A 22,409-nucleotide genomic window follows, 5' to 3' on the forward strand; every position below is an offset into this window, starting at 1 on the left:
ACAGGCTGATCAGCGTTCCTGTGGGAGCGAGCCTGCTCGCGAAGGGAGCAACTCGGTCTGATGCCAACTCAGCCCCTGAGCACCCGCGCCAACGTCGATTTCACCTTGCCCATCCCGTCATGCAGAGCTTGCTCGATTTCGGCCATGGTGATCACCGCTGTCGACTTGCCCGCCGCCGGGTTCACCACCAGTGCCAGACAGGCGTAGTCCAGCTCCAACTCACGGGCCAATGCCGCTTCCGGCATTCCTGTCATGCCGACGATGTCGCAGCCATCACGCTCCAGGCGTGCGATTTCAGCGACGGTTTCCAGCCGTGGACCCTGGGTGCAGGCATACACGCCATGACTGCTGTATCCAACGCCTTCAACCGCCAGTGCCGCGATCAATTGCTGACGCAGCGGCTCGCTGTACGGATAGCTGAAATCGATGTGCGTGACCTGTTCCAGGTCATCGGCGAAATAGGTGTGCTGGCGACCGCTGGTATAGTCGATCAACTGATGCGGCACGCAGAAATGTCCGGTACCCATCGCCGCATGTATCCCACCCACGGCGTTGACCGCGATAATCGCCTCGGCCCCGGCCTGCTTCAGCGCCCAGAGGTTAGCGCGATAGTTCACCTGATGCGGCGGGAACCGGTGCGGATGGCCGTGACGGGCAAGGAACAACACTTCCTTGCCGGCATATTCGCCGATCTGCACGTCGGCCGAAGGCGCGCCGTAAGGGGTATCGACCGCCAATGACTGACGGATGCTCAGGCCTTCGAGCTGAGTCAGGCCGGTACCACCGATAATCGCGTAAACCGTCATAACGAACAGTCCTTAATCAATCAATTGAGCTTCTTTGAGCGCGCCGACGGCTGCCAGCCAGCGCGGATCCTGACGGTAATCGGTGCGCGCATACGACTGACCGCGCATCTTCGCAATCCGTGCAGACGGCTTGACCTTCATGCGTTGCGCGGCACTCAGGGCCAGTTCGGCGGCCGCACGATCGTTACACACCAGGCCCATGTCGCAACCGGCGGTCAGTGCCGCTTCGATGCGGCTGGCAGCATCACCGACTACATGAGCGCCGGCCATGGACAGATCATCACTGAAGATGACACCGTCGAATTGCAGCTCGCCGCGCAGGATGTCCTGCAACCAGCGACGGGAGAAGCCGGCAGGCTGGGCATCGACTTGCGGGTAAATCACGTGGGCCGGCATGACCGCAGCCAGCTGTTTGCTCAATTTGGCGAACGGCACGAGGTCGTTGGCGCGGATTTCGTCGAGGCTGCGCTCGTCGTTCGGGATCGCGACGTGGGAATCCGCCTCGGCCCAGCCGTGCCCGGGGAAATGCTTGCCGGTGGTGGCCATGCCGGCGCTGTTCATGCCACGAATGAATGCACCGGCCAGCAGCGCCGCACGCTCCGGATCGCCCTCGAACGAGCGAGTGCCGACCACGGCACTGCGCTGGTAATCGAGGTCCAGCACCGGGGCGAAACTCAGATCCAGGCCAACGGCCAACACTTCGGTGGCCATGATCCAGCCGCATTGCTCGGCCAGGTACTCGGCATTCGGGTTGTCCGCAATCGCACGCATGGCGGGCAGCCGTATAAAGCCCTGACGCAGGCGCTGCACCCGCCCGCCCTCCTGATCCACCGCCAACAGCAGGTCGGGGCGAATACCGCGAATCGCAGCGCTCAATTCGCGAACCTGGCGAGGGTGTTCAATGTTGCGGGCAAAAATGATCAGACCGCCCACTTCGGGTTGGCGCAACAATTGGCGATCTTCAGCCGTCAGCCAGGTACCGGCGACGTCCACCATCAACGAGCCTTGCAGGCCAGCAGTCATAGAGATTCCTTGATAACGATGAATCCCGCCCACACGAATTCGCCGCCGCGGACAGTGCCCGGCAGATCGGCGATATCAATGGGAAACGGATTCAGAACGAGAGTCGGCATGGGCGGCTAGCTTAACGGATGTCAGCTGCCGCGCCCACCCGTGTGCGGTCAAACCTTGGCGGCAACCGGTGTCGATTTGCTGCGCGGACGCAGTTGCGCGCTGGCCATGGCCGTATCGGTGACACCGGATTCGGCACGCATGCCGGCCGCGAGGAATGGCACCATCAGCCGCATGACCTGCTCGATGGAAGTGTTTACCCCGAAGTCGGTCTCGGCAATTGCACGCAGGGCCTTGATGCCGGACATGCTGAAAGCCGCCGCGCCGAGCATGAAGTGCACGCGCCAGAACAGTTCGATCGGTGGAATGCGCGGCGCAGCTTCGTTAACCAGCATCATGTAGCGACGGAACACCTTGCCGTACATGTCTTCCAGATAACGACGCAAATGCCCCTGGCTCTGACTGAAGGCCAGGCCCAGCAAGCGCATGAAGATAGACAGGTCGTTGCCGCTGCGCGGTTGGACCACAAGGGCCTGCTCGACGAGGATTTCCAGCAGCTCTTCGAGCGTGGGTTTGATTTCAGGCTTGGCCTGGCGTCGCTCCAGCTCTTTATCGAGGCTGATGCAGAACGGTCCGAGAAAACGCGAAAAGACCGCTTGTATCAGCGCCTTTTTCGAACCGAAGTGATAGTTCACCGCTGCCAGATTGACACCGGCCTTGCTGGTGATCAGACGCAATGAGGTTTCAGCGAAACCTTTTTCCGCGAACAACTGCTCGGCAGCATCAAGAATGCGTTCAACGGTTTCCGACTGGGCCATGGCTACTCCGCCTGACAAACACTTGTTTGAAACATACGTTTCAACCTGTGCCTTGTCAAGTCTGGCAGTTCGTTTTGGGAATGGTCGGTCAGACATTTAACCATACATACGCAAAGCTTCAATCAACAGGCTGTTCGACCGTCCGGCGGCGACTGAAAAAACGGGCATTGCCAAGATCGCTTCACTGTATATAATCCCAGTCACTGTATAAAAAAACAGAGCGATCAATATGCTAAAGCTGACGCCACGCCAAGCCGAGATCCTGGCCTTCATCAAACGCTGCCTGGAAGATAACGGCTACCCGCCGACCCGCGCGGAAATCGCTCAGGAACTGGGTTTCAAATCGCCCAACGCCGCTGAAGAACACCTCAAGGCGCTGGCCCGCAAGGGCGCGATCGAAATGACCCCGGGTGCGTCCCGCGGGATCCGCATACCCGGTTTCGAAGCCAAGGCCGATGACTCCAGCCTGCCCATCATTGGCCGGGTAGCGGCCGGTGCACCGATCCTCGCCCAGCAACATGTCGAAGAGTCTTGCAACATCAATCCTTCGTTTTTCCATCCGCGGGCTGACTATTTGCTACGCGTGCATGGCATGAGCATGAAGGACGTGGGTATTTTCGACGGCGACTTGCTGGCCGTCCATACCACCCGCGAGGCCCGTAATGGCCAGATCGTGGTGGCACGTATCGGCGATGAAGTGACCGTCAAGCGCTTCAAGCGTGACGGCAGCAAGGTTTGGCTGATTGCCGAGAACCCTGAATTCGCCCCTATCGAAGTGAACCTTAAAGATCAGGAACTGGTGATCGAAGGCTTGAGTGTCGGCGTCATTCGCCGCTAAAGGAGGCTCCATGCAGTTCCCACACACATCACAGCAAGCCCAACTGCCTCTGCTGTTCGAAGCATTCCTGGCGCAGCCGTTGGCTCCGATCCTGCAGGAAGTGGTCGAGTCGCCATGGAGCGCCGAACCCGAAGTCTTCAGTGAATTGTCCCTGCGTGGGGCCGCCGGGAACTGCCTGAACCTCCTGGCGCCGATCCTGCGGGAATTGAGCCAGGATCAAGACGCGCGCTGGCTGACACTGATCGCCCCACCCGCCAGCCTGACCCAGGCCTGGTTGCGGGACGCCGGCCTCAATCGCGAACGCATCCTGCTGCTGCAACCGCGCGGCACCCAGAGCGCCCAGCAACTCACCTGCGAAGCCCTTCGTCTCGGCCGCAGTCACACAGTCGTCAGTTGGCTCAACCCGTTGAGCACAAGTTCGCGGCAACAGTTGATCAGCGCTGCCCGGACCGGGGACGCGCAAAGCCTGAATATTCGATTGGGTTAGCTGGCAAGTACGTGCACGCTGAACAGCGCAGGGCTTCTCCAAGGATAGAGAAGCCGATCTGAAACGGTACTCGCAAAAATTCGACAGACGGGGATCAATGAAGAACCCGCGCGCCCTCATCCTTGTCGAATTCACCTTCAACCAGGCGTCCGGCCATCTGAACGCCGACGCTCAGCATCGCTTTGGCGACTTCTACGTGCTGGCCTTGCAGGAACGCTTTGGCGTCCTCGGAGAAATCCAAAGTAACCAGAGAACCCTCGTCCTCAGCCCTGCGCAGCTCGATACGGCCGTCTGGTAACTCGACAATTTCTAGAAAGGACGTTGGCATAAAGGTTTGTTCTCCACGAAAGGCGGCGATTATATAGGCATCAGCAAGGCTTCGCTCGGGATCTTGACCAGATGCCATCACGAAGAGAAATTTCCGACAACACTCTTCCCTGTACGGACCGCCTTCCGTGTCGTCCGTCAAAAAATTCAGTCCTTCAGCACTCGTTCAAACCTTCGCGAAAGCGGATCGCCAGGCTTTTGAGGTTCTGACGCCAACTCTCCAGTTCTTCACGACTCAATTCTTCAGGCGCCTCTTCTTCATCCAGGTTTACCGCCAGGATCAGAGGCTGCGTCACATCGCCCTTGGGTTTGTGCGGCGCCCTTGGCGGTTGAAACAGCGCGGCATGGGCCGCCAGCAGCTTGGCCAGCCAGGTTTCCGGGTTGTTGGCCAGTTCGACCATCTCGGCCATTTCCGGAATGGCGATGCTTTGCAGCACTTCGCGGTTCAGCAACGCTTCGGCCCGGGATGCATTGGCCTGGGGCAACCGATAGAAACCGGCAATTTCATGGCACAGCCCCAGCAGCGCCCCGTACAGGTGAAACAACGCCGATTCGCGGCCAGCCTGAATCAGCGCCAGGGAATTCATCGCCCGCCCCTCTTCGGCCATGGCGAGCGCTTCCAGCGACAAGCCGGCGAAATAAATCTTCTGGTTGGTACGGGTATAAAGTTCGTGGGCCATGACGGCAGCCTCCACAACGAAATAATTGCTTCACACAGGTCAGACAGTGTCATGGATCAACTCCTTTTCCCGCAAGCGTTGTCTGATCCTGAATCGGACAACGGCTCAATAAATCGCCGCCGATCTTCGTGAACGACATCGCCCCCTGTGGGAGCTGGCTTGCCAGCGAATGCGATCTTCAGCACGCCATCGCTGGCAAGCCGGCTCCCACAGGGGGCCGTGCGAAAACAAAAAGGCCGCATGACAACCCGAAGGTTGTCATGCGGCCTTTTCAGTCTGCCGGTCTTTAAGCCTTGGCTGCCGGACGCTTATCTTCAACGGTCCACTTGCCACCATCGAAATACGCCTTCCAGCCCGTCGGCTTGCCGTCGACTTCTGTCTGCACGTATTGCTCTTTGGTCTTGCGGCTGTAGCGAATCACTGCAGGGAGGCCGTCCGGATCCTTCTTCGGCGCGTCACACAGGAAGTGGTACTTAGGATCGATCTCATCCTTGTGCGGGATGATTTCCATGACCAGCGGAGCACGCGTCTCGCGGTTTTTAGGGAACTGGCTGGCCGCCAGGAACAGGCCGGAAGCACCGTCGCGCAGGATGTAGGTGTCGTTGACCTTTTCGCATTTCAGCTCAGGCATCTTCACCGGATCCATTTTCGGCGGCGCCGCATCACCACTTTTCAGCAGTTTGCGGGTGTTCTTGCAGGTTGCGTTGGTGCAACCGAAGAACTTGCCGAAACGCCCCGTCTTGAGCTGCATCTCGCTGCCGCACTTGTCGCATTCCAGGCTCGGACCTTCATAACCCTTGATGCGGTAGACGCCTTCTTCGATTTCGTAGCCGTCGCAATCCGGGTTGTTACCACAGATGTGCAGCTTGCGCTTCTCGTCGAGCAGGTAGGCATCCATCGCCGTGCTGCAGATCGGGCAGCGGTGCTTGCCACGCAATACCAGCGACTCCGATTCACCTTCGTCGTCCGCAGCGATTTCATCGCCCGGCACCAGGTTGACAGTAGCCTTGCAGCGCTCTTTCGGCGGCAGGCTGTAGCCCGAGCAACCGAGGAACACGCCGGTCGACGCGGTACGTATCTGCATCGGACGGCCGCAGGTCGTGCACGGAATGTCGGTCATTACCGGCTGATTGGCACGCATGCCGTTGTCCGGGCTTTCGGCCACTTCGAGTTTTTTCTTGAAGTCACCGTAGAACTCGTCGAGTACGTTTTTCCAGTCGCGCTCGCCCTGGGCCACGTCATCGAGATGCTCTTCCATGCCGGCGGTGAAGCCGTAGTCCATGAGGTTGGAGAAGCTCTCGGCCAGACGTTCGGTGACGATGTCGCCCATCTTTTCCGAGTAGAAACGACGGTTGTGCAGCGCCACGTAGCCGCGATCCTGGATGGTCGAAATGATCGCCGCGTAGGTCGAAGGACGACCGATGCCGCGTTTTTCCATTTCTTTGACCAGGCTGGCTTCCGAGTAACGCGCCGGCGGCTTGGTGAAATGCTGGGTCGGATCAAGCTTGATCAGCTTCATCGCGTCGCCCTGGGCCATGTCCGGCAGTACATCGTCATCGCCTGGCTTGGCGATTTGCGGCATGACGCGGGTGTAACCGTCGAACTTGAGGATACGGCCCTTGGCACGCAACTCGAAGTCGCCGGCACCGACGGTGACGGTGGTCGACAGGTATTGCGCCGGCAGCATCTGGCAAGCGAGGAACTGGCGCCAGATCAGCTCGTAGAGCCGCTCTGCGTCACGCTCCATGCCCGACAGCTTGCTTGGCTCGGTGTTGGCGTCGGACGGACGAATCGCTTCGTGAGCCTCTTGTGCGCCTTCCTTGCTGCTGTAGACGTTCGGGGTTTCCGGCAGGTACTTCTTGCCGAACTCGCCTTCAATATAGGTACGCGCCATCGCCACGGCATCGGCCGAGAGGTTGGTGGAGTCGGTACGCATATAAGTGATGTAGCCGGCTTCGTACAAACGCTGGGCCATCATCATGGTCTTTTTCACACCGAAGCCCAGGCGGTTGCTCGCGGCCTGTTGCAGGGTGGACGTGATGAACGGCGCCGATGGCTTGCTGCTGGTCGGTTTGTCTTCACGCTTGACGATGCTGTAGCTGGAAGCCTTGAGCTTCTCCAGCGCGGCCATGGCCTGGGCTTCGTTGAGCGGCTTGAATGCTTCGCCCTTCTCGCGAGCGACGTCGAAACGCACGGTCGCGCCTTTGGCGGTGCCGAGATCGGCATGAACTTCCCAGTACTCTTCCGGGATGAACGCGCGAATTTCACGCTCACGCTCAACCACCAGCTTCACCGCTACCGATTGCACGCGACCGGCGGACAGGCCCCGGGCGATCTTGGCCCACAACAGTGGCGAAACCATGTAACCCACCACGCGATCGAGAAAGCGACGCGCCTGCTGGGCGTTGACCCGGTCGATGTCCAGCTCGCCTGGCTGGGAGAAGGCTTCCTGGATCGCCTTCTTGGTGATTTCGTTGAACACCACGCGCTTATAGCGGCTGTCGTCACCACCGATGGCTTCGCGCAGGTGCCAGGCAATGGCTTCCCCCTCGCGATCCAAGTCGGTTGCGAGATAGATGGTGTCAGCATCCTTGGCGAGCCGGCGCAGCTCTTCGATGACCTTTTCCTTGCCCGGAAGGATCTCGTACTTGGCTTTCCAGCCATGATCGGGATCGACCCCCATGCGAGCAACCAGCTGCTTGCGCGCCTTTTCTTTTGGCGACAAGGCCGGCGCTTCACCCGCAGCAGCCTTGCCGCGCTTGGCGGCTGGCTCTTTGCTGGCGCTAGCCGAACCGCTGGTGGGCAGGTCTCGGATATGGCCGATACTCGACTTCACCACGTATTCGTTGCCCAAATACTTGTTGATGGTCTTGGCCTTAGCCGGGGATTCCACAATGACCAGCGATTTGCCCATGGATCAGAAAATTCCTGAATTCTAGAAGTGAAAGGCGGTTGGCGCCTGACGCGGCACCGCTATATATAGTGGCTACAAGGTGAGGTCAAGCGCAGGGTTTTGCGCGCACTCAGCTTATGGCTTGGTAAAAAGGCTCTCTTCGGCTTGCACCAAAGCAAAGCGTGGCACCTGTTCGCCGTCAACTTCGACGGACTCCAGGAACATGCTCAAGGGACGCACCCAAAAGCCGTAATCGCCATACAGGGCTTGGTAGAAGACCACTTCTTCCTCGGTTTCCGAATGCCGCGCGACACTGAATACGCGGTACTGCGGACCTTTGTAATGTTGGTAGAGCCCAGGTTGTATCGGCATGCTTTGGCCCTCACTCAAATTTTTTCAAAATAAAAACAAAAATAAATCCGGAAAAACAAAAACCGGGGCACTTGGCCCCGGCTTCCGTCAACGGAAACGCTTAGACGCGTTCGAAGACGGTGGAGATGCCTTGGCCGAGACCAATGCACATGGTGGCTACCCCGAAGGTGCCGCCATTCTGCTTCATCACGTTCAGCAAAGTGCCCGAGATACGCGCACCGGAGCAACCGAACGGGTGACCCAGGGCGATCGCGCCGCCGTGCAGGTTAACCTTCTCGTTCATCTTGTCGAGTACTTTCAGATCTTTCAGCACCGGCAGGGCCTGTGCGGCGAAAGCTTCGTTGAGCTCGAAGAAGTCGATATCGTTGATGCCAAGGCCTGCGCGCTTCAGTGCTTTTTGTGTAGCCGGTACTGGACCATAGCCCATGATCGCCGGGTCCACACCTGCCACTGCCATCGAGCGAATCACCGCCAGAGGCGCAATGCCCAAGTCCTGTGCACGCTGCGCCGACATCACAATCATGCATGAAGCACCATCGGTGATCTGCGACGAAGTGCCGGCAGTCACGGTACCGCCTTTCGGATTGAACGCTGGCTTCAAGGCCGCCAGGCTTTCCAGGGTGGTTTCCGGACGAATGGTTTCGTCGTAATCGAACAGTTTCAGGAAACCGTTCTCGTCATAGCCCTGCATCGGGATGATTTCGTCTTTGAACTTGCCTTCCACGGTCGCCTTGTGGGCGAGTTGGTGGGAGCGCACGCCGAAAGCGTCCTGTTGCTCGCGAGTGATGCCGTGCATCTTGCCCAGCATTTCAGCGGTCAGGCCCATCATGCCCGAGGCTTTCGCCGCGTACAGGGACATGTGCGGGTTCGGATCGACACCGTGCATCATGCTCACGTGACCCATATGCTCGACGCCGCCAACGACGAATACGTCACCGTTGCCGGTCATGATTGCTTGAGCGGCAGTGTGCAGCGCGCTCATGGACGAGCCACACAGACGGCTGACGGTCTGGCCGGCCGAAGTGTGCGGGATCTGGGTCATCAGCGATGCCATGCGGGCGATGTTCCACCCCTGCTCCAGGGTCTGGTTCACACAGCCCCAGATCACGTCTTCGACTTCGTTCGGGTCGACCTTGACGTTGCGTTCCAGCAGTTTGCTGATCAGGTGCGCCGACATGTCTTCAGCGCGGGTGTTGCGGTGCATGCCGCCCTTGGAGCGGCCCATCGGAGTACGACCGAAGTCGACAATCACGACGTCTCTAGGATTCAAGCTCATAAGTTCACTCTCACTCTAGTTGGGGGCGCTTAACCGAAGAAGCTCTGGCCGTTCTTGGCCATTTCGCGCAGCTTCGCGGTCGGGTGGTACAGCGCGCCCAAATCAGCGTACTGGTCAGCCAGGGCAACGAACTCGGCAACACCGATCGAATCGATGTAGCGCAGCGCGCCACCACGGAATGGAGGGAAACCAATACCGTAGACCAGTCCCATGTCGGCTTCGGCAGCGGTTTCGACAATGCCGTCTTCCAGGCAACGCACGGTTTCCAGGCACAACGGGATCATCATCCAGTTGATGATGTCTTCGTCAGTGACTTCGCGCTGTTCAAAGACGATCGGCTTGAGCACTTCCAGTACCGACGGATCGGCAACTTTCTTCTGCTTGCCCTTCTTGTCGGTCTCGTAGGCGTAGAAGCCCTTGCCGTTCTTCTGGCCCAGGCGCTTGGCTTCGTAGAGCACGTCCACGGCCGAACGGCGGTCGTCTTTCATGCGGTCCGGGAAGCCTTCAGCCATCACGTCACGACCGTGGTGGCCGGTGTCGATGCCGACCACGTCCATCAGGTACGCCGGGCCCATCGGCCAGCCGAATTTTTCCATGACCTTGTCGATGCGCACGAAGTCCACACCGGCGCTGACCAGCTTGGCGAAACCGCCGAAGTAAGGGAACAGCACGCGGTTGACCAGGAAGCCCGGGCAGTCGTTGACCACGATCGGGTTCTTGCCCATTTTCTTGGCGTAGGCAACGGTGGTGGCAACCGCCAGCTCGCTGGACTTCTCGCCACGGATCACTTCCACCAGCGGCATCATGTGCACCGGGTTGAAGAAGTGCATGCCGACGAAGTTTTCCGGACGCTTGAGGGCCTTGGCCAGCAGGCTGATGGAAATGGTCGAGGTGTTCGAGGCGAGGATGGTGTCCTCTTTGACTTGGTCTTCGACTTCGGCCAGAACGGCTTGCTTGACCTTCGGGTTCTCGACGACCGCTTCAACCACCAGGTCTACGTGACCGAAATCACCGTAGGACAGGGTCGGACGAATGCCGTTGAGCACTTCAGCCATTTTCGCGGCGGTCATGCGGCCTTTATCAACGCGGCCAACCAGCAGCTTGGCGGCTTCGGCCAGACCCTGCTCGATACCGTGTTCGTTGATGTCCTTCATCAGGATCGGCGTACCTTTGGAAGCCGACTGATAAGCGATACCGCCGCCCATGATGCCGGCGCCCAGTACGGCGGCCTGCTTCACGTCCTTGGCGATTTCGTCGTAGGCCTTGGCCTTTTTCTTCAGCTCCTGATCGTTCAGGAACAGGCCGATCAGGCTCTGCGCGGCAGAGGTCTTGGCCAGTTTGACGAAACCTGCGGCCTCAACTTCCAGCGCCTTGTCACGACCGAAGTTCGCGGCTTTCTGGATGGTCTTGATCGCCTCGACCGGCGCCGGGTAGTTCGGGCCGGCTTGACCTGCGACGAAACCTTTGGCGGTTTCGAAAGCCATCATTTGTTCGATGGCGTTCAGCTTCAGCTTTTCCAGCTTCGGCTGGCGCTTGGCCTTGTAATCGAACTCACCGGAAATGGCGCGCTTGATCAGTTCCAGCGCGGCGTCCTGCAGCTTCTCAGGCGCAACCACGGCATCGACGGCGCCGACTTTCAGCGCGTCTTCAGGACGGTTTTCCTTGCCGGCGGCAATCCACTCGATGGCGTTATCGGCACCGATCAGGCGCGGCAGACGCACAGTACCGCCGAAGCCCGGGTAGATGCCCAGCTTGACTTCCGGCAGACCGATCTTGGCCTTGGTGGACATGACGCGGTAATCCGCCGCCAGGCACATTTCCAGACCGCCACCCAACGCGATGCCATTGATCGCGGCGACAGTCGGGACGTTGAGGTCTTCGAAATCGCTGAAAATCTTGTTGGCTTCGAGGTTGCCAGCAACAAGCTCTGCATCCGGCAGCTTGAAGTTGTCGACAAATTCGGTGATGTCGGCGCCGACGATGAAGACGTCCTTGCCACTGCTGACGATCACACCCTTGATCGAAGCATCTGCCTTGATGGTGTCTACGGCCTGACGCAGTTCGTTCAGGGTTAGACGGTTGAACTTGTTGACGGACTCACCCTTGAGGTCGAACTTCAGTTCGACGATGCCACTTTCAAGAGCCTTAACCGTGATGGCTTTACCTTCGTAAATCATCAACTGATCTCCACGATATGGAAGCTGAACAGTACACGTCGGACGCAGGCGGATGGCTGGCAGGGACGTCAATCGTCAATGCTACGCCTATCCACCCGGCACACCCGCCAACGCGATAGTCGGGATTCTGTAGGAGCGCTCTGAAAACAAACGCTCAATTCATACGCCCGTTTGATTTGGGTACGCCACCTTCACGGAATTTCCGACAATTGTCAATCGCCCAAAATGCGGGTTGAAAGGCGACTTTGCGGTCATTTCTGTAAGACGAAGGCCTGCAACACACGGCTGCATGTGGACACATTCATAGGATCAATCTTTAGAAAAGTCGCCCTAATTAGCTGCAGCCTGCGTTTAACAGGCTACGCTGGCGGAACTTCAGGGAAATTTTGAACGCTTTTGGCGAACGCCAAGCGTAAGATCAGCCCAAACCGAATTACCGGCCTGCCTGGCCACCCCCCGCCCGATGATGTTGTCGGGCTTTTTATTGCCTGCGAAAACAGCGATTGCGCGACTCCGTGGGAGGGTCGGAATCGGTTTCAGGCGAGGGCTTTGAGGGTGGCGTCGATGTGCTGCAGCACCTCGGTTGCGCCCTTCTCGCCCCAATACAAAGCGATCATTTGTTTGTCGGCTTCGACCTTGTAGACATTACCTGGCAATTTTTCGAAATGATTCAGCAGCACTTGATCATCACAAAGCTCCTGCCACTGGTTCACCCACAGACCCGGTGATTTTTGCCAGTAACTCCAGCAGGCAGGCTGGGTGCCGCGTCGTGGCCGGTGGTACTGCGCACACGGGTTTGGCGGCTCCTGGCCGAGCCAGTGCGGCCATTCCTGAGGCGCCAGTTGCATGGCCAGACCGATGCGCCGCGCCTCCATTCGCAGCGCCATCCGACCACTCTGGTGGCGGGACGGCCGCAACCATGCCAGGGGGCTGAGCACCACCAGCAGGATTGACACCACTATCCAGACCGTCATATCTGTACTCCCGATTCTTGATGGGCGTATTCAGTCACTTTGAAACCAATACGCTTGAAACCAGCCATACTTACCAATATTGCAATCCTCAGGAGGAGCACCTCATGCCCTACAACCATATTCTGGTCGCTGTAGATCTAACCGAAGAGTGCGACCCTGTAATCCACCGAGCTCGCGAACTGTCGGTGAGTAATGGCGCGAAATTATCCCTGGTGCACATTGTCGAGCCGATGGCCATGGCCTTTGGCGGTGACGTGCCGATGGACCTGTCACAACTGCAACAACAGCAGTTCGATCAGGCCAGGGAGCGCCTCGACCGGTTGATCATGAAATACCCGGAGCTCTCCAAGGAATACAGCCACCTGACCTACGGCCAGCCACGCCAGGAAATTCACCACCTGGCCAAGGAGCAAGGTTGCGACATGATAGTGGTCGGCAGTCACGGCCGGCATGGCCTGGCACTGTTGCTTGGCTCCACCGCCAATGACGTACTGCACGGCGCGCCTTGCGATGTGCTGGCGGTGCGCCTGCAAAACAAAAGCTGACAACCCTGCCCATTGTGGGAGCGAGCCTGCTCGCGAAAGCGGTGCAACATTCAACGAGTATGTTGACTGTCACTCCGCATTCGCGAGCAGGCTCGCTCCCACACAGGCTCTACAGCAGCCTGAAGATTGCATATGAAAAGCCCGGCGCCCATCACTGAACGCCGGGCTTTTTCATGACCGGATCAATCAGGCATCCAGCTCGGCCCAGCGCTCGACCATTACATCCAGTTCAGCCTGCAACTGCGACAGCTGAGCGATCACCGCAGCGGTTTCCGTAGCCGGACGCAGGTAGAAACCAGCATCCGCCATCTGCGCTTCCACGGCAGCGATCTGCTGCTCCATGACTTCGATCTGCCCTGGCAACGCTTCCAACTCGCGTTGCAACTTGTAGCTGAGCTTCTTCTTCGCCACCGGCGCTTCGACAGCTGCCGCGACCGGCGCAGGCTCGGCCTTGACCACAGCAGAGTTCAGGTCAGCCTTGCCGGATTTGCTTTCGGTCACGCCCAGCAGGCGCGGCGAACCGCCCTGACGCAGCCAGTCCTGATAACCGCCGACATATTCGCGAACCTGGCCTTCGCCTTCGAAGACGAGGGTGCTGGTGACCACGTTGTCGAGGAATGCCCGGTCGTGGCTGACCATCAGCACAGTGCCATTGAAGGTCAGCAAGACCTCTTCCAGCAGTTCGAGGGTTTCGACGTCGAGGTCGTTGGTCGGTTCGTCGAGTACCAGCAGGTTCGCCGGCTTGCTGAACAGCTTGGCCAGCAACAGACGGGCACGCTCACCACCAGATAGCGCCTTGACCGGCGTGCGGGCACGCTGCGGGCTGAACAGGAAGTCGCCGAGGTAGCTCAGCACATGGCGGCTCTGGCCGTCGATATCGATGAAGTCGCGGCCTTCGGCGACGTTGTCGATCACGGTTTTTTCCAGATCCAGCTGATGGCGCAACTGGTCGAAATAGGCGACGTCGATCTTTGTCCCCTCTTCCACTTTGCCGCTGGTTGGCTGCAAGCCGCTGAGCATCAGCTTCAACAGCGTGGTCTTGCCGGTGCCGTTGGCGCCGAGCAGACCGATACGGTCACCGCGCTGCAAGACCATGGAGAAATCCTTGATCAGGAACGGTCCGCCCGGGTGAGCGAAGCTCACATTCTCGAGCACCATCACCTGCTTGCCGGACTTGTCGGCGGTTTCCAGCTGAATGTTGGCCTTGCCGGTACGTTCACGACGCTCGCTACGCTCCACGCGCAAGGCTTTCAGTGCACGCACACGGCCTTCGTTACGGGTACGACGGGCCTTGATGCCCTGGCGAATCCACACTTCTTCCTGAGCCAGACGCTTGTCGAACAGCGCGTTGGCGGTGGCTTCAGCGGCCAGCTCGGCTTCTTTATGCACGAGGAAACTGGCGTAGTCGCCGTTCCAGTCGATCAGCCCGCCGCGATCCAGCTCGAGAATGCGGGTCGCGAGGTTTTGCAGGAAGGAACGGTCGTGCGTGATGAACAGCACGGCGCCCTGGAAATCCTTCAGCGCTTCTTCGAGCCAGGCGATCGCACCGATGTCCAGGTGGTTGGTCGGTTCGTCGAGCAACAGCAGATCCGGCTCGGACACCAGGGCCTGGGCCAGCAGGACGCGACGACGCCAGCCACCGGACAACTCGGCGAGGGTCTTGTCGGCCGGCAGTTGCAGGCGGCTGAGGGTGCTGTCGACCAGGGTTTGCAAACGCCAGCCATCGCGGGCTTCGAGGTCGTGCTGGACGTGCATCAGCTTGTCCAGGTCGGCGTCGGTGACGATGTTCTGGCTCAGATGGTGGTACTCGGCGAGCAGCGCTCCGACACCGTCCAGGCCTTCGGCCACGACGTCGAACACTGTCCGCTCGTCGGCTACCGGCAATTCTTGCGGCAATTCGCCGATCTTGAGCCCGGGTGCGCGCCAAACGGAGCCGTCATCGGGCTTCTGGTCGCCCTTGACGAGCTTCATCATGCTGGACTTGCCAGTGCCGTTGCGGCCGATGATGCACACCCGCTCTCCACGGGCGATCTGCCAGGACACCTTGTCCAACAACGGCATAGCGCCGAAAGCAAGGGACACATCGCTGAATTTGAGCAGGGTCATGAGCTTCTCCAAAAACCGGGCGCGCATTCTACCTGAATCGAGGCTTCAGAAGGCCGGCAATTTCACTGTCGGAGCACTCTGCACTACAAATGTTGCGAACTGATGCAGACAGGTCCGCAAAGCTTTCGCCCGCTGCTGGCAAAAGGCTAAGCTACGGATAATTCAGTGTTGGGCATCGCCAGCACTTGTCATGGTTTTTCTGTCCGGACGTCTCATGCGCAGTCGCCTTCTTAATCTTTTGTCCTGTTTTTTACTATCTGCCGCTGCCGTTCATTCCGCCCAGGCGGTGGACCTGTCCACCCAACGCCAATATTACGATGAAGCCAAGCGCGCCCTGGCCAAGGGCGATACCGGCCCGTATTTCCGTTACAGCCAGGCCCTGGCCGATTATCCGCTGGAGCCGTACCTGGCGTATGACGAGCTGACCGCGCGACTGAAAACCGCGAGCAATGCCGAAATCGAAAAATTCCTCGCCGAACACGGCGACCTGCCCCAGGCCAACTGGATGAAGCTGCGCTGGTTGCGCTGGCTGGCCGATCGCGGCGACTGGGCGACCTTCGTCAGGTATTACGACCCCAAAATGAATTTCACTGAACTGGACTGCCTGAACGCGCAGTACCAGATCAGTCACAACCTCAAGTCCGAAGGCTACGCCAACGCCAACAAGCTCTGGCTGACCGGTAAATCCCAGCCCGAGGCCTGCGACGCCTTGTTCGGCATGTGGGCCGCCGAAGGCCAATTGACCGAGCAGAAACGCTGGGAGCGCGCCAAACTCGCCGCCCAGGCGCGCAACTACCCGCTGGCCAACAGCCTGGTCAACGGCCTGACCACCCTCGCCCCCCGTGGTCGCCTGTTGATCGACGTGGCGCAAAAACCCGAACTGCTCAACAACCCTTCGCGCTTTACCCCGGCGGACGAGCCGATGTCGGATGTGGTCAGCCTTGGCCTGCGCCGTCTGGCCCGTCAGGACCCGGACAGGGCCATGGCGCTGCTCGACGGTTATGCCAGCAGCATGCACTTTTCCCGCGACGAAAAAGTGGCGATCGCCCGGGAAATCGGCTTGACCCTCGCCCGCCGTTTCGACAGCCGCGCGCTGGACGTGATGACCAAGTACGACCCGGAACTGCGCGACAACACCGTGTCCGAATGGCGCCTGCGCCTGCTCCTGCGCCTGGCCCGCTGGGACGATGCCTATCAGCTGACCCGCCGCCTGCCCCAGGATCTCGCCACTACCAACCGCTGGCGCTACTGGCAGGCCCGCAGCCTGGAACTGGCGCAGCCGCAGAATCCGGAAGCGCAAACCCTCTACAAGAACCTTGCCCGTGAGCGCGACTTCTATGGCTTCCTCGCCGCCGACCGTTCGCAATCGCCCTATTCACTGATCAACAAACCACTGGTGCTGAGCCAGGCGACCATCAACAAGGTGCGCAACACCCCTGGCATACGCCGCGCCCTGGAGTTTCATGCACGCGGGCAGATCGTCGACGGTCGCCGCGAGTGGTACCACGTCAGCCGGCACTTCAGCCGCGACGAGATGGTCGCCCAGGCAAAACTGGCCTATGACCTGAAATGGTATTTCCCGGCGATCCGTACCATCAGCCAGGCACAGTACTGGGACGATCTGGATATCCGTTTCCCGATGGCTCACCGCAATACCCTGGTGCGCGAAGCCAAAAATCGCGGCCTGCATTCGAGCTGGGTGTTCGCCATTACCCGTCAGGAAAGTGCCTTCATGGACGACGCCCGTTCCAGCGTCGGCGCCAGTGGCCTGATGCAACTGATGCCTGCGACTGCCAAGGAAACCTCACGCAAATTCAGCATTCCTTATGCGTCGCCGCAGCAATTGTTCGAACCGGACAAGAACATCCAGCTCGGTGCCGCCTACCTGAGCCAGGTCCACAGCCAGTTCAACGGCAACCGTGTCCTCGCCTCTGCCGCCTACAATGCCGGTCCCGGTCGCGTGCGCCAGTGGCTGCGCGGCGCGGATCATTTGAGTTTCGACGTGTGGGTGGAAAGCATCCCGTTCGACGAAACCCGCCAGTACGTGCAGAACGTACTGTCGTACTCGGTGATCTACGGCCAGAAACTCAACTCACCACAACCGCTGGTGGATTGGCATGAGCGGTATTTTGACGATCAGTGATCCAGTTATGAGGCGCTAACTAAAAATGCCCGCATCGTGTGATGCGGGCATTTTCATGAGTACCCAAAACGTCTACAGAGACTTCAACCCTGCAGCGACTTGATAGCCATGGGCTGTCAGGCGATATTTTTGCGTAGGACTGTTGGGCGCCCCTGGATCAGTCATCTCAATCAAACCTGCCGCCAGTGCCGGCTTGAGGTAGTTAGCCCGGAACGTCGCCTTGTGTGCCAGCCCGACCTCAGCCATCAACTCGCTGACCTTGAGAGGGCTGCCGCCACCAAACACCAAAAGCAGCTTCGTTACTTGTTCGGTTACTTGATCGGTTACTTGGTCGGTCATTGATTTGCCACCGATCGCTTCCGACAGCGCCTGATTCAACGCTTTAAGCATGAACTCAACAAAAGGTGTCGATTCAGCTAACTGATCTGACGCCGACAATACTGCGTAATACGCATCCTGCTGATCTCGAACAACTGCCTCGACAGGAATAAAAGCCAACACTGCTCGCCATTGACTCAGGATCAATGTCTGCCAGAGCCGCCCCATACGTCCATTGCCGTCGGCAAAGGGATGGATGAATTCGAACTCGTAATGGAAGACACAACTGATAATCAGCGGGTGCCAATCAGAAGTGCCAACCCACGCCAACAAATCATCCATCAGATGCCCAACGCGACTCGGGGGAGGCGCCATATGGACCAGTTGCTCACCGCGGTAGATACCAACGCCGGATTGACGATACTGCCCGAAGTCATCAATCAAACCGTGCATCAGCAGCCTATGAGCCTGCAGCAGGTCAGCTCGACTGTTCGGCCGCCACTGCGGCATGGCGTCATAGGCCGCAAAGGCATTTCGTACCTCCTGGATCTCACGAGGCAACCCCAGCACCTTTTTTCCCGCAAGAACAGCAGTGACCTGCTCTACAGTCAGGGTATTGTTTTCAATAGCGAGCGAAGCCTGGATCGTACGAATACGATTGCCACGTCGCAATTGCGGTGTCTGCCGACTGTCTTCCCCAGCCGAAAGCTGACCAATCTGTTCGCTGATCTCGGCAATCAACGCCAGTATTTTCGTGGTCAGGGTCAACGGCGGTTGATAGCGACTCATATCCTCATCCAGGCTTGCAACTCGGGTCGACATAATGCCCGATCGTGGCTGCATACAGCAGCCATCTTTCACGCCGCCTCATGCCCATCACTGAACTGCAACGCCGCCAACCGCGCATACAACGCATTACCGGCAATCAACTCCTGATGTGTACCCACCGCCACCAGCTTGCCTTGATCCATTACCGCAATGCGGTCGGCGTTTTTGACCGTCGCCAGGCGATGGGCGATGACCAGGGTGGTGCGGTTTTTCATCAAACTTGGCAGGGCCTGCTGGATCAGGTGTTCGCTCTGGGCATCGAGGGCGCTGGTGGCTTCGTCGAGCAGCAGGATGGGGGCATCAACCAGCAGCGCCCGGGCGATGGCCAGGCGTTGGCGCTGGCCACCGGACAAACCCAGGCCACCGTCACCCAAGTGCGTTTGGTAACCGTTGGGCATGGCTTCGATGAAGTCATGGGCGTAGGCGATTTTTGCCGCTTCCTGAACCTGCGCCAAGGTCGCCGTCGGATTGCCGTAGCGGATGTTGTCTTCAATGCTACCGAAAAACAGCGCCGGGGTTTGCGAAACCAGGGCGAAACAGCGACGCAAGTCCAATGGATCAAGGCGGGTCAGTGGTACACCATCCAGCAAAATGCGCCCTTCAGCCGGGTCATAAAAACGCAGCAACAAGTCATACACCGTCGACTTGCCGGCACCGGATGGCCCGACCAAGGCCAGGGTTTCGCCGGCCCTGACTGTCAGATTCAAGCCATCGACCGCGTAGCTTTCGGGACGTGACGGGTAAGAAAAACGCACGTCCTGCAGCAGCAGATCGCCCTTCACCCGCGTGGGCAAGGTCACCCGATCGGTGACCGGTGGCAGGATTATGTTTTCCGAGCGCAGCAATTCGGCGATCCGTTCCGCCGCGCCGGCCGCGCGCTGCAACTCGCCAATCACTTCGCTCAAGGTGCCGAACGCACTCCCCACAATCAGGCTATAGAAGACAAACGCCGCCAGTTCACCTGCGGAGATCCGCCCGGCAATCACATCCATGCCGCCAACCCAGAGCATGACGCCCACCGCGCCCAACACCAGTACGATCACCAGGGTAATCAGCCAGGCCCGCTGAAAAATACGCTTGCGCGCGGTATCGAACGCCTGCTCCACGGTCACGGCAAAACGCCGCTCGTCCTGGCTCTGATGGTTGTAGGCCTGCACGGTCTTGATCTGCCCAAGGGTTTCGGACACATAACTGCCGATGTCGGCGATCCGATCCTGGCTCAGGCGCGACAGGTTACGCACCCGGCGGCCGAAGATCAGGATCGGCGCGATCACCAGCGGCAAGGCGACCACCACAATACTGGTGAGTTTGGGGTTGGTGATAAACAGCAGGACGATCCCGCCGATCACCATCAGCAGATTGCGCAAGAACATCGACAATGAAGAGCCGATCACCGATTGCAGCAACGTGGTGTCGGCGGTCAGTCGTGACTGGATTTCGGAGCTGCGGTTGTTCTCGTAGAAACCCGGATGCAGATAAATCAGATGATTGAACACCTGGCGACGGATGTCGGCGACGCAGCGCTCGCCGATCCACGACACCAGGTAAAAACGCGAAAAAGTGCCAACCGCCAGACCGATCACCAACAGCATGAACAAGCCGATGGACTGGTTGAGCAGGTGCGGCGATTGGGTCATGAAGCCCTGATCCACCAGCAAACGAATGCCCTGCCCCATGGACAGGGTAATGCCCGCCGTGACGACCAGCGCGAGCAAGGCACCGAAAGCGTGCCAACGATACGGCGCGATGAAACGGCTGGCGAGGCGAATCGCACGGCGGTGTCGAACAGAGAGCATTGGCATCATCCAGATGGGAGCAATTGACAGGTTTACCCTACACCGCTCAATGGAGTGGAACTTGGTAAATCACAATGAGTCAGGTTAATTATGACCGTAAACACGAGGGCCTAGACGCTATTGGTCTAAAGTCCGGGTGGCAAGGACGCGGTATTTCTGGTGGACTGGTGTTGCCGCCATGAAACGATCGCAGGGAGTTGTCACGGCCCGGTCACCTGGCGGTTTTACAGTAAGCACACAACCTGATGAGGAGACAGGCCATGTCCTTAAACAGCAGCGATGTCACCGTTCCAGTGATCCGCCCGAAACGAGATGAGTCTCTGGGTTGCTCGATTGTGGATGAGAAGGGCCGCGAAGTACCGATCACTGAAGAGATGATCCAGAAAGCCTGCAGCGACCTGGAAAAACGATTGGTCAAGCCTGCCGAACAAAAGTGATATAGCCACCGTCTTCTTGACCCGGCCCTGGTTGGCCGGGTTTTTTATGGGTGTTTGCTGGAAGATTTGTGGGGCGGCCATTCGCGAGCAGGCTCGCTCCCACAGAAGATCAGTCAGCGCCACAGACCCACTGTGGGAGCGAGCCTGCTCGCGAAGGGACCAACTCGGTTACTGGACAGCCGTTGCCCCCAACGCCGCCACAATCTTGTGCAATTGCGGCGCATCCCCGTCGATCCGCACCTGCAACCCATCAATCTCGCGCCGCGACGGATAGTTCTTGCGCAGCCTATCGAACGCCGCCCGCTGTTCACTCACGCTGCCGACTAGACTGCGACGGAAGTCCGCATCGTCACGGCGCGGGTCGTACACACCACGGCACAACATTGCCAGCGCCCAGGCCGGATCGCTTTCAGCGTTCAACGTCACCTGCGACAACCAGGGGGCCGGCAATAGATCGCTCAAGCTGACCCGGGCTGGTTGCCCGGCAAAATCGCAGTAGGCCTGATAGATCTGCGCCGTGCCGCGCTGCTTGCCATCCAGGCTGTACCCGGCAATGTGCGGCGTCGCCAGCACGCAGAGTTCGGCCAGCGCCACATCGACTTCCGGCTCACCTTCCCAGACGTCCAGCACCGCTTGCAGATCTTCGCGCTCCAGTAACACATCGCGCAGGGCGGCGTTATTGACCACCGGACCACGACTGGCGTTGATCAGCCAGGTGCCGGTCTTGAGTTGCTTGAGACGTTTTTCATCAAACAGATGCCAGGTCGGCTGATTGCCACGCTTGTTCAACGGCGTGTGCAGGCTGATCACGTCGCACTGCTCGATGATCTCTTCCAGGCTGACGTAATCTCCACCCTCGAAAGCGTGCCGTGGCGGGTCGCAGACCAATACCTTCCAACCCAGGCCCTGCAGGACCTTGACCAGTCGCCCACCGACCTCGCCGGCACCGACCACACCGTAGGTACGCGCGGTCAGGTCGACGCCTTCGATTTCGGCCAGGGTCAGCAGACTGCCGAGCACATAGTCGACCACGCCCCGGGCATTGCAGCCCGGCGCGCTGGACCAGGTGATACCGGCCTGCTGAAAGTAATCCAGGTCCAGGTGATCGGTGCCGATGGTGCAGGTACCGACAAAACGCACCTTGCTGCCTTCAAGCAACGCGCGGTTGACGTTGGTCACCGAACGCACCAGCAACACATCGGCCTGCTCGACGGTAGCTCGGTCGATGGAACGTCCCGGCACCCGGCGGATCTCGCCGAAACCTTCGAAGAAGGCATCGAGCAGGGGGATATTTTCGTCGGCAACAATCAGCATGACAGGCTCCTTTGGCGGGGTTGGCAGTGTAGGCGCAGATAGCCGTAATGAGCCAGCAGGCATTGTTAGGGCGACACCGTTACTGTGGCGAGGGAGCTTGCTCCCGCTGGGCTGCGAAACAGCCCCGATTCGCGAAGCAGGTAACGTCAGCTACTCCGCATGCGCTGACTTTACGACTGCTACGCAGCCGAACGGGACGGAGC

At 59.1% G+C, this 22,409-nt stretch carries 19 protein-coding genes; 5 read left to right on the forward strand and 14 right to left on the reverse strand.

From position 1 onward, the window contains the following. Nucleotides 1–68 precede the first annotated feature (68 nt). From ACW9HW_RS13885 to ACW9HW_RS13895, 3 genes are all read right to left on the reverse strand, one after another. Entirely contained in the window at nt 69–806 is a 738-nt protein-coding gene (locus ACW9HW_RS13885) for an S-methyl-5'-thioinosine phosphorylase (RefSeq protein WP_095197000.1), read from the reverse strand. Nucleotides 807–818: 12 nt separating this feature from the next. Then, nucleotides 819–1,829: a beta-N-acetylhexosaminidase gene (gene nagZ / locus ACW9HW_RS13890; RefSeq protein ID WP_457400348.1), complete on the reverse strand. Its 1,011-nt coding sequence runs from the start codon at nt 1,827–1,829 to the stop codon at nt 819–821. A gap of 158 nt (nt 1,830–1,987) precedes the next feature. After that, nucleotides 1,988–2,695 (reverse strand): TetR/AcrR family transcriptional regulator, encoded by a 708-nt coding sequence (locus ACW9HW_RS13895; protein WP_095197002.1) that lies wholly within the window; start codon nt 2,693–2,695, stop codon nt 1,988–1,990. A 229-nt stretch (nt 2,696–2,924) separates the two neighbouring features. Between ACW9HW_RS13895 and lexA the strand changes: the two genes are divergently transcribed. Both lexA and sulA read left to right on the forward strand, forming a co-directional pair. After that, entirely contained in the window at nt 2,925–3,533 is a 609-nt protein-coding gene (gene lexA / locus ACW9HW_RS13900; protein WP_047531364.1) for a transcriptional repressor LexA, read from the forward strand. Nucleotides 3,534–3,543: 10 nt separating this feature from the next. Next, nucleotides 3,544–4,020: an SOS-induced cell division inhibitor SulA gene (gene sulA, locus ACW9HW_RS13905; RefSeq protein ID WP_457400352.1), complete on the forward strand. Its 477-nt coding sequence runs from the start codon at nt 3,544–3,546 to the stop codon at nt 4,018–4,020. Nucleotides 4,021–4,114: 94 nt separating this feature from the next. Here the strand turns inward: sulA and ACW9HW_RS13910 are convergent, their stop codons facing one another. From ACW9HW_RS13910 to ACW9HW_RS13940, 7 genes are all read right to left on the reverse strand, one after another. After that, nucleotides 4,115–4,348: a hypothetical protein gene (locus tag ACW9HW_RS13910; protein ID WP_095197020.1), complete on the reverse strand. Its 234-nt coding sequence runs from the start codon at nt 4,346–4,348 to the stop codon at nt 4,115–4,117. A 154-nt stretch (nt 4,349–4,502) separates the two neighbouring features. Beyond that, nucleotides 4,503–5,027: a DUF6586 family protein gene (locus ACW9HW_RS13915; protein WP_457400354.1), complete on the reverse strand. Its 525-nt coding sequence runs from the start codon at nt 5,025–5,027 to the stop codon at nt 4,503–4,505. A gap of 286 nt (nt 5,028–5,313) precedes the next feature. Continuing rightward, a complete protein-coding gene (topA, locus tag ACW9HW_RS13920; RefSeq protein ID WP_095197005.1) occupies nt 5,314–7,941 on the reverse strand; it encodes a type I DNA topoisomerase in 2,628 nt (875 codons plus the stop codon). 114 nt (nt 7,942–8,055) lie between these two features. Next, on the reverse strand, nt 8,056–8,292 hold the full coding sequence (locus tag ACW9HW_RS13925) for a DUF1653 domain-containing protein (protein WP_007986363.1): 237 nt from the start codon (nt 8,290–8,292) through the stop codon (nt 8,056–8,058). A 100-nt stretch (nt 8,293–8,392) separates the two neighbouring features. After that, on the reverse strand, nt 8,393–9,568 hold the full coding sequence (gene fadA / locus ACW9HW_RS13930) for an acetyl-CoA C-acyltransferase FadA (protein ID WP_137807668.1): 1,176 nt from the start codon (nt 9,566–9,568) through the stop codon (nt 8,393–8,395). A gap of 29 nt (nt 9,569–9,597) precedes the next feature. After that, nucleotides 9,598–11,745, reverse strand: coding sequence for a fatty acid oxidation complex subunit alpha FadB (fadB, locus tag ACW9HW_RS13935; RefSeq protein WP_095197007.1), 2,148 nt, complete (start codon nt 11,743–11,745; stop codon nt 9,598–9,600). A gap of 536 nt (nt 11,746–12,281) precedes the next feature. Further along, nucleotides 12,282–12,719, reverse strand: coding sequence for a hypothetical protein (locus tag ACW9HW_RS13940; RefSeq protein ID WP_457400357.1), 438 nt, complete (start codon nt 12,717–12,719; stop codon nt 12,282–12,284). Between the two features lie 104 nt (nt 12,720–12,823). Between ACW9HW_RS13940 and ACW9HW_RS13945 the strand changes: the two genes are divergently transcribed. Further along, on the forward strand, nt 12,824–13,264 hold the full coding sequence (locus tag ACW9HW_RS13945; RefSeq protein WP_095197009.1) for a universal stress protein: 441 nt from the start codon (nt 12,824–12,826) through the stop codon (nt 13,262–13,264). A 186-nt stretch (nt 13,265–13,450) separates the two neighbouring features. Here the strand turns inward: ACW9HW_RS13945 and ACW9HW_RS13950 are convergent, their stop codons facing one another. Further along, nucleotides 13,451–15,370 (reverse strand): ATP-binding cassette domain-containing protein, encoded by a 1,920-nt coding sequence (locus ACW9HW_RS13950; RefSeq protein ID WP_095197010.1) that lies wholly within the window; start codon nt 15,368–15,370, stop codon nt 13,451–13,453. 214 nt (nt 15,371–15,584) lie between these two features. On the opposite strand from ACW9HW_RS13950, the gene ACW9HW_RS13955 reads away from it, so the two are divergent. Next, a complete protein-coding gene (locus ACW9HW_RS13955) occupies nt 15,585–17,513 on the forward strand; it encodes a transglycosylase SLT domain-containing protein (protein WP_457400359.1) in 1,929 nt (642 codons plus the stop codon). Nucleotides 17,514–17,585: 72 nt separating this feature from the next. Here the strand turns inward: ACW9HW_RS13955 and ACW9HW_RS13960 are convergent, their stop codons facing one another. Then, nucleotides 17,586–18,620 carry a Fic family protein gene (locus ACW9HW_RS13960; RefSeq protein WP_457400361.1) on the reverse strand — a complete coding sequence of 345 codons (1,035 nt, stop codon included), beginning with the start codon at nt 18,618–18,620 and terminating at the stop codon, nt 17,586–17,588. 68 nt (nt 18,621–18,688) lie between these two features. Continuing rightward, entirely contained in the window at nt 18,689–20,464 is a 1,776-nt protein-coding gene (locus ACW9HW_RS13965) for an ABC transporter transmembrane domain-containing protein (protein ID WP_457400363.1), read from the reverse strand. Between the two features lie 251 nt (nt 20,465–20,715). Here ACW9HW_RS13965 and ACW9HW_RS13970 point away from each other — a divergent pair, with 251 nt between their 5' ends. Further along, nucleotides 20,716–20,892, forward strand: a complete 177-nt coding sequence (locus ACW9HW_RS13970) for a PA1571 family protein (RefSeq protein WP_457400364.1) — start codon at nt 20,716–20,718, stop codon at nt 20,890–20,892. 168 nt (nt 20,893–21,060) lie between these two features. On the opposite strand, the gene pdxB is transcribed toward ACW9HW_RS13970, so the two are convergent. After that, the gene (pdxB, locus tag ACW9HW_RS13975) at nt 21,061–22,206 is read right to left on the reverse strand and encodes a 4-phosphoerythronate dehydrogenase PdxB (protein ID WP_457400366.1); all 1,146 of its coding nucleotides are present in this window, start codon (nt 22,204–22,206) and stop codon (nt 21,061–21,063) included. Between the last annotated feature and the right edge of the window lie 203 nt (nt 22,207–22,409).

This window comes from Pseudomonas sp. SDO5532_S415, from assembly GCF_054071155.1.